This window comes from Streptomyces sp. MB09-01, assembly GCF_033794505.1.
Taxonomy (GTDB): domain Bacteria; phylum Actinomycetota; class Actinomycetes; order Streptomycetales; family Streptomycetaceae; genus Streptomyces.
Genome location: NZ_JARAYQ010000338.1, coordinates 1 through 7,262 on the forward strand (window position 1 = coordinate 1; position 7,262 = coordinate 7,262).

The following is a 7,262-nucleotide window of genomic DNA, read 5'->3' on the forward strand; positions in this document are numbered from 1 at the left end:
AAAGATTTTTTCCTTTTTTGTGGGCTCGGAAATTGTTATAAGAGACAGCCCGTGGGCAGCGGGCCGGGGGTGGTCGTCACCGGCGGCACAGTCCGGTCCGGAAGGGTCGCGACGCTGTCGAGGTCCACGTCCACCTCGCGGTCCGGAACCGACGGCACGGAGACCGACGGAACCGTGTTGTCCGGCTGCGGCGAACGTCCGGTCACCGATCCGGGGTCACCCGAGGACGTACTGTGCGACGACCCCTGCGCCGTGTACGAGGAGCCTGTCGAGCCGACTCCGTCGCCAGTTCCTCCACTAGACCTCGCCATGTCGTATTGGCCATCGCGAGCCGGCGGCAGCAGCACATCCGGCGGCGGCGGGAACGTCGGGATCGTCGCCTTGTCCATCTCCGTGGACGACAGCTGGTACGACTGCGCCAGGTTGGTCATCAGCCGCACCGCCTCGCGGTGGTCCGCGTCCAGAATCGTCTGCGCCTCCGCGCGGACCGTCGCCGCGTCCGGGTCGTTGTGGTGCTCGATGGCCGCTGCGAGGTTCTTGGTCGCCGTCGCGTCGACGGCGGTCATCTTCGTGGCCTCGGTCATCGTCTGGACGACCTTGCCCATCCACTCCCCGCCCTTGGCGCTGTAATCGCTCAGGCGCAACGTCGCGTTGCCCGCGCGGCCCACCCACTCCTGGAAGGCGTCGGCTCCTTCGCCCTCCCAGCCGGACACGACGTGGTGCTTGAGCGCCTCGCCGATCGTCTTGATCTTCGCGGCGGCCGCCGCCAGTTGGTCGGCCCGCGTCTGGACCGAGGCAGGGTCCAGCGAAGCGATCATGTCCCGCATCTGCTGGTGCGTGAAGCCTTCAAAATCCGTCATCAGTGGTTACCTCCCGACGTGCTGGGCGACGGGGTCGGAGTCGTGGACGTCGGCGGCTGGTTGGACGCCGCCAGGCGGCGCTGTTCCTCCAGCCACGGGTCGCGATCCTCGACGTACTGGTCATGGGCCTGCTTGGCGAGGAGGGCCATGCGCTGCTTCGTCTCCTCGTCCACACCGCCGTAGCCCTTGCCCGCCGTCAGGACCGCGATGCCCAGGGCCTCGATCTGCCCCGCCAGCCCCTTCGAGAGCTTCTGCAGCTCCGTGATGACCGTGTCGTACGACTTGAACAGCGCGTCGACCTCCGGGAAGCCCTTACCGAGCTTGGCCGCCGGCAGCTTGCCGTCCGCCAACTTCTTGTGGTCCGCGTCGGAGCCGGTGAGGTCGTCCAACAAGGTGTCCACCATGCGCTTGTACTCGCTCAGCGAGTCGAACTCGACCCGCAGCGCCGCAGTGGCAGCGCCGTAAGCCGCCCCCGCGAGCGCGCCCATCGGACCCCCCAGCCCCAGCGCGAGGGCCGCTTGTACCGCGCCTGCCCCGTTGTCGTCTGCCACGTCGGCCTCCCCGTCTCCCCGTGGGCGTGGCGTTTCCGCCGCGCCCCGTCCCCGTTCGCACCAGTGTCCACGCGCACGTGCGCACTCGTACCGATCACTCTAGCGACAGGCAACGACAGCCCCAAGTCCGGGGTTGCACGTGCAATGTGGGTCACACGGTCACGAGTTGGGCGATGCTACCGCCGCCGACGGCCTGATCGGGAGCCTGTTGACCGGGCGGCCCGTGGCCGCCCGTACCGCCGAGGCGATCGCAGCGGGGGTCGTCACCACCGGGATCGCGCTCGCCGCCTTCGCGCCGAAGGGGGCCACCACGTCGCGTTCCTCGACCAGTTTGACGATGCGCACGGCCGGGGCGTCCAGCGACGTCGGCAGTGCGTAGCCCGTCAGGTCGGGGTGGCGGACCAGGCCGGAGACCGTGCGGAGGTTCTCCGTCAGGGCCGCGCCGACGCCCTGCGTGACCCCGGCCTCGATACGGGCTTCCAGCTGGCGGGGGTTGAGGATGCGGCCCACGTCCTGGGCGACCGCGAGCTCCACGACCCGTACCGAGCCGAGTTCGATGTCCACGTCCACCACCGCGCGGATCGCGCAGAAGGCGAGGCCCACGAAGGCGTCGCCCTGGCCGTCCCCGTCCAGGGGCTCCGTCGGGTGCGGGCGGCACTGGGCCGTGGCCCAGAGCTCCTTCCCCTGTATGGCCTCCGAGACGCTCATCGAGAAGGCCCCGTCGTACGAGGTGATCCGGCCGTCAGCGATCTGCAGGAGCTCTGTCGACATGCCCAGTTTGTGGGCCATGGGCTGCAGGAGCTGGGTGCGGACCATCTTGGCCGCGCGCTCCACCGCGCCGCCCGACACCCACGTGTGGCGGCCGTGCGCCGACGGGCCCGCCGGCGGCTGGTCGGTGTCCACGGGGGCAACCGCCACCTCGTCGACGCCCAGCACCTCCTGGACGATCTGGCGGGCCAGCGTGCCGAAGCCCTGCCCGGTGTCGACCGCCGCGCAGATGACCGTGGCCGCGCCGTTGACGACCTTCACGGTGGCCGTCGAGACCTCGTCCGTGCCCTCCGCGCCGAGCATGTGCACCATGCCGACGCCGTAGCCGACGCCGCGGCGCACCGCGCCCGGCTCGCCCGCGCCCTCCGGGCCGCCCGGCAGCAGCCACTCGTCCTCCGGGGTGTCCTTCGGGAGGGCGGGCAGCTCGAAGTCGCGGACCGCGCGCAGCAGTTCCGCCACCGGCGCCGGGCAGGTCACGGTCTGGCCGGTGGGGAGCAGGTCTCCCGTCGCCAGGACGTTGCGCATGCGCAGTTCCGCGCCGTCCATGCCGAGCGCGGCCGCGAGCTTGTCCATCTGGCCCTCGTACGCGGCGCACACCTGCATGGCGCCCTCGCCGCGGACGTGGCCGGAGGGGGGGTTGTTGGTGCGGACCGCCCAGCCTTCCACGAAGGCGTGCGGGACCACGTACGGGCCACAGGCGAAGGCCACGGCCGCCGCCAGGGATTCCGCGGAGGCGTCGGCGTACGCGCCCGCGTCCATCAGGATCTGCGCCTCGACCTTGACCAGGCGGCCCTCCGCGTCCGCGTGGTGGCGGTAGCGCAGCAGGGTCGGGTGCCGGTGGGTGTGGCCGAGGAAGGACTCCTCGCGGGTGGCGGCCAGTTTGACCGGGCAGCCCGTGCGCAGGGCGAGCAGGCCGAGCGGGAGCTGGAAGGCGGCGTCCTCGCGGTCCGCCGTGGCTCCCGGCACGCCGGTGACCACCACGCGTACGCGGTCCGGTTCCAGGCCGAAGCAGGCGGCGGCCAGGGCGCGGTCGGTGTGCGGGTCGGTCGACGCGGTGTAGAGCTCCACGCCGCCGTCGGGCCGCGGCACGGCCAGTCCGGCCTCGGCGCCGATGGGGGCGGGGTCCTGGCGGCCGATCCGGTACAGGCCCTCGACGACCACGTCGCCGGTCGCCTCCGGGTCGCCGTAGCGCAGCGGGATGTGCCGGATCAGGTTGCCGTCGGGGTGCAGGGCGGGCGCGCCGAAGGACTGCTCGGGGTCGGTCACCGGGTCGAGGAGCTCGTACTCGACGGCGATGGCGGCCGCGGCGAGCCGTGCGGTGTCCGGGTGGTCGGCGGCGACGGCGGCGATGGGCTCGCCGTGGTGGCGCACGACGTCGTGCGCGAACACCGGCCGGTCGGCGATCCGGCGGCCGTGCGTGGTGGCGCCGGGGACGTCGGCGTGGGTGACGACGGCGCGCACGCCGGGCATTGCGGCGGCGGCCGTGGTGTCGATGGACAGGATGCGGGCGTGGGCGTGCGGGGAGCGCAGCACGGCGGCCCACAGGAGGCCCTCCGCCCACAGGTCGGCGGCGTAGGGGAAGGTGCCCTCGGTCTTGGCGCGGGCGTCGGTGGCGGGCACGGACGCGCCGATGCCGCGCGGCACCTGCTGCTCCGAGGCCTCCGCCGAGGGGGCGGCCAGGGCCGTCACCGTGCTGTTCACCGCTGTCGTCGCCGTCGCCGTAGCCGCGTCCTGCCCGCTCACGCCGTGCCTCCGTGGTGGATGCCGCCCTCGCCGGGCGCTGCCTGGTGCGGGATGCGCGCCTCCGGAGCCTGGCCCGGGGCCTGGTCCGGGGCCTGGTCCGGGGCCTGGTCCGGAGCCGTGGTCTCGGCGGCGGCCGCCTCGCGCTCGGCCACGACCTCGCGCACGGCGTCGACGACTCCCGCGTAGCCGGAGCAGCGGCAGAGGTTGCCGCACAGCGCCTGACGGGTCTCCAGCTCGCTGGGGGCGTGGTTGCCCTCCAGCAGGTCGTGGATGGTCATGGCCATGCCGGGCACGCAGAACCCGCACTGCACCGCCCCCGACCTGCACAACGCCTGCTGCACGTCCGAGAGTTCCCCGCCCATCGCGAGCCCCTCGACGGTGCGGACCTCGCTGCCGGCGGCCGTCGCGGCCGGGACCAGGCAGGAGGCGACGAGCCGGCCGTCGACCTGCACGGCGCAGGCGCCGCACTCGCCCTGCGAGCAGCCGTCCTTGGCGCCGGCGAGGCCGAGGCGCTCGCGCAGCACGTAGAGGAGGGACTCGCCGATCCAGGCGCCGGTGACGGGCCGGTCGGCGCCGTTGACGCGCAGGACGTAGGAGGCCTGCGGGTGCTCGTGATGGGCGACGGCCTCGGCCGCCGTTCCTTCTTCGTACGTCGGCACCTCGGCCGGGACCTCTCGGCCGGTCCCCGCGTCCGGGAGTGCCGCATCGCTGTCGGCGGTGTCCGCACCCGGCGTGAGGTCGGCCGGGGGCTCCGCCGCGGCCGGCTCCTCCAGCGGACCGGCGTCGGCAGCCGCGGGGCCGGGCTCCGGCAGGACCGGCTCCGCCCCGGGCGCGGCGTCGTCCACCAGGGGCTCGGGCTCGGGCTCCGGCGCCGCGTGGCCGAAGGCCGCGAAGCCCTGGCCGTCGGTGCCCCCGGGCTGTGCGGGCCCGTCGGAGTGCGCGGGCTCTCCGGACTGTGCGGGCCCGTCGGGCCCCTCGGGCGCCGCCTCGGCCCGTACTCCGCCGAAGAGGTCCAGGCCGCCGGCGGCCACCGGCTGCGCCGCGGCGGGCCCGGCGGCCCCGCCCGGCTCCGGCGCTTCGCCGAAGGCCGTGAAACCGCGCCCGTCGGTGCCCGCGGGCAGTGCCGGCTCGGCGTACGCGCCGTGCCCGGCGTGCTCCGCGTACCCGGCGTGCTCCATGTGATCGCCGTGCCCGGCGTGCTCGCCCTGCTCCGCGTGCGAGACGTGCCCGACGTGCTCGCCCTGCTCCGCGTGCGAGACGTGCCCGACGTGCCCGGCGTGCTCCACGTACCGGGCCGGGCCCGCGTGCCCGGCGCGCTCCGCGTGGTCGGCCGTCCGGGCGCCCTCGGCCTGCTCCGCCGCCGGGCCGTGGGCGGCCTCGATGTCGTGCGGGGCCGGGTGTACCGGCTCGCCGTCCGGGAGCGGGGTGCCCACACCGGGGCCTCCCAGCACGCGCGGCCCGCGCCCGGCGGCGCCCACTCCGGGGCCTCCGAGCAGCCGCCCGGCGCCGTGCGCCGTCGCGGCGGCAGCGGCGGCCGAAGCCGCCGCGGCCTCGTCCGTGCCCGGCAGGACGCCCGCGTCCAGGTTCCCGTCCAGGTGACCTTCCGGGTCCCCGGCCGGCTGCTGCGTCAAGTACGCCCACGGCGCCGGAGCGCCGCCCGGCAGCGTCGCCGGGGCCTGGCTCCAGTCGGCGTCCAGCCCGCCCGGACGGAAGTCGCCCTGCTGTCCGGGGAATTCGGAGAACTCGGGCACGGTCCACCGGCCGGTCGCCGAAGAGGCGGCCTCGGGCTCCTGCGCCGCCTCCGGGAACCGCCACTCCGCCGTCTCACCGGGATCGGGCAGCGGCTCCGGCTCGGCCTCGGCGAACGCCGCGGCGACCGAGGCCGGGATCGGGATGGTCGCCGGGATCGGCCCGCCCACCGACCCGGACCCGGCCCCCGGACCGGAACCGCCGGCGGAACCCGGCTCGGCCTGGGGCGAACCCCCCGCCTCCGGCCACTGCACCGGGATCGTCCACGTACCCGTGGCCGCCGGATCCGTGGTGGCCGTGCCGAGCGGCACGATCATCGGCGGCGGCACGTACCCGTGCCCGGGCGCCGCGAGGGGCTCCCCGGTGCCGAGCGCGTCCAGCATGTCCTGCGGCAGTTTCACGAAGGCCGTGGCGTCCGAGTCGTACTCGCCGCCCTGCGGGACCGGTTCCCAGCCCCAGCTCGCCGTACCGTTCCCCTGGGTCACGTTCGCGTTCTCGTTCTCGTTCTCGCTCATGAGGTCAGTGCCCTCCCGAGGGCCCTGCGTGCCAGCACGGCCACCGTCCGCCGCAGATGCAGTACACCAGGAGCCACCGGCTCCCCCTGGTCGGGCACGCAGGCGGCGGCGACGTACTCGCCGAAGGCCTCCAGCGCCTCGGGGGCCAGGCTCCGCTCGCCGTCCCAGTCGATCAGCGAGGCCACCCACTGCTCGGCCTCCAGGGGCCGCAGCGGCATCGGGGCGACCGCACCGATCGCACAGCGCACACCCCGGCGCGCGGGATCCAGTACGAGCCCCACCGACGCCACGGCACGCCCCGGCCCGGTACGGCCCGTGGCCTTCAGGAACACCTGCGGCGCGTGCAGCAGCGGGACGCGGACGAAACCGATCAGCTCGCCGGGGCTCAGCATCTCGCGGCCGGCCAGCAGGTACGACACCGGGATCTCCCGCTGCCCGCCCGGGCCGACGATGACGAGGACGGCCTCCAGCGCGGCCAGTACGGGCAGTGCGTCACCCGTGGGCGCGGCGCTGGCGATGTTCCCGCCCAGGGTGCCCGCGTTGCGGATCTGCGGGGGCCCGGCGGCGCGCGCGGCGGCGGCCAGCGCGGGGATCAGGGCGGCGAAATCCGGCCGTCCCATCCGCGCGTGGGTGAGGCCGGCGCCGAGCAGCGCGTGGCCGTCCTGGTACTGCCAGCCGCGGATCTCGTTGATCCGGCCCAGGCCCACCAGCGCGGCGGGCCGCAGCAGCCCGGCGTTGACGGCGGCCATGAGGTCGGTGCCACCCGCGACGGGCACGGCCGCGGGCATGGCGGTGAGCGCCGCCACGGCCTCGTCGAGCGAGGCCGGCAGTGTCACGGACTGCGCCGCCTGGGGCCCCTGGGGGCCCTGAGATGAATCCGGTGCGTGCAGTGCATGCGGTGCGTGCGTGGTCAACCCAGCTGCCCCTTCCCGATGTCCCGGTCCTGGCGCTCACGCCTGTCCGCCGTACGGTACGTGCTCACCGCCGGGACGTGGCAACTCTGGCACATCTTCCGGGCCGCCCGGCGCGAGGGTCCGCCCGGTGCCCCCGCCTCCCGTGGGACCCCCCGCACGTCC

The 7,262-nt window shown here is 74.8% G+C and carries 5 protein-coding genes; all 5 read right to left on the minus strand.

The features are described 5' to 3' along the window. Positions 1 to 35: 35 nt before the first annotated feature. Positions 36 to 860 carry a hypothetical protein gene (locus PV721_RS38965; protein WP_319732927.1) on the minus strand — a complete coding sequence of 275 codons (825 nt, stop codon included), beginning with the start codon at positions 858 to 860 and terminating at the stop codon, positions 36 to 38. Then, positions 860 to 1,411, minus strand: coding sequence for a hypothetical protein (locus tag PV721_RS38970; protein ID WP_319732929.1), 552 nt, complete (start codon positions 1,409 to 1,411; stop codon positions 860 to 862). The genes PV721_RS38965 and PV721_RS38970 overlap by 1 nt, the downstream gene beginning before the upstream one ends. A 159-nt stretch (positions 1,412 to 1,570) precedes the next feature. Beyond that, on the minus strand, positions 1,571 to 3,868 hold the full coding sequence (locus PV721_RS38975; protein ID WP_319732932.1) for a xanthine dehydrogenase family protein molybdopterin-binding subunit: 2,298 nt from the start codon (positions 3,866 to 3,868) through the stop codon (positions 1,571 to 1,573). Positions 3,869 to 3,918: 50 nt separating this feature from the next. Beyond that, on the minus strand, positions 3,919 to 6,186 hold the full coding sequence (locus PV721_RS38980) for a 2Fe-2S iron-sulfur cluster-binding protein (protein ID WP_319732931.1): 2,268 nt from the start codon (positions 6,184 to 6,186) through the stop codon (positions 3,919 to 3,921). Further along, the gene (locus PV721_RS38985) at positions 6,183 to 7,100 is read right to left on the minus strand and encodes an FAD binding domain-containing protein (protein WP_416371274.1); all 918 of its coding nucleotides are present in this window, start codon (positions 7,098 to 7,100) and stop codon (positions 6,183 to 6,185) included. Before PV721_RS38985 ends, PV721_RS38980 begins: the two co-directional genes overlap by 4 nt. Between the last annotated feature and the right edge of the window lie 162 nt (positions 7,101 to 7,262).

Bases quoted from the DNA above. Each gene is read 5' to 3' on its own strand.
- PV721_RS38965 (WP_319732927.1), bottom strand. From the start codon at position 860: ATGACGGATTTTGAAGGCTTCACGCACCAGCAGATGCGGGACATGATC.
- PV721_RS38980 (WP_319732931.1), bottom strand. From the start codon at position 6,186: ATGAGCGAGAACGAGAACGAGAACGCGAACGTGACCCAGGGGAACGGT.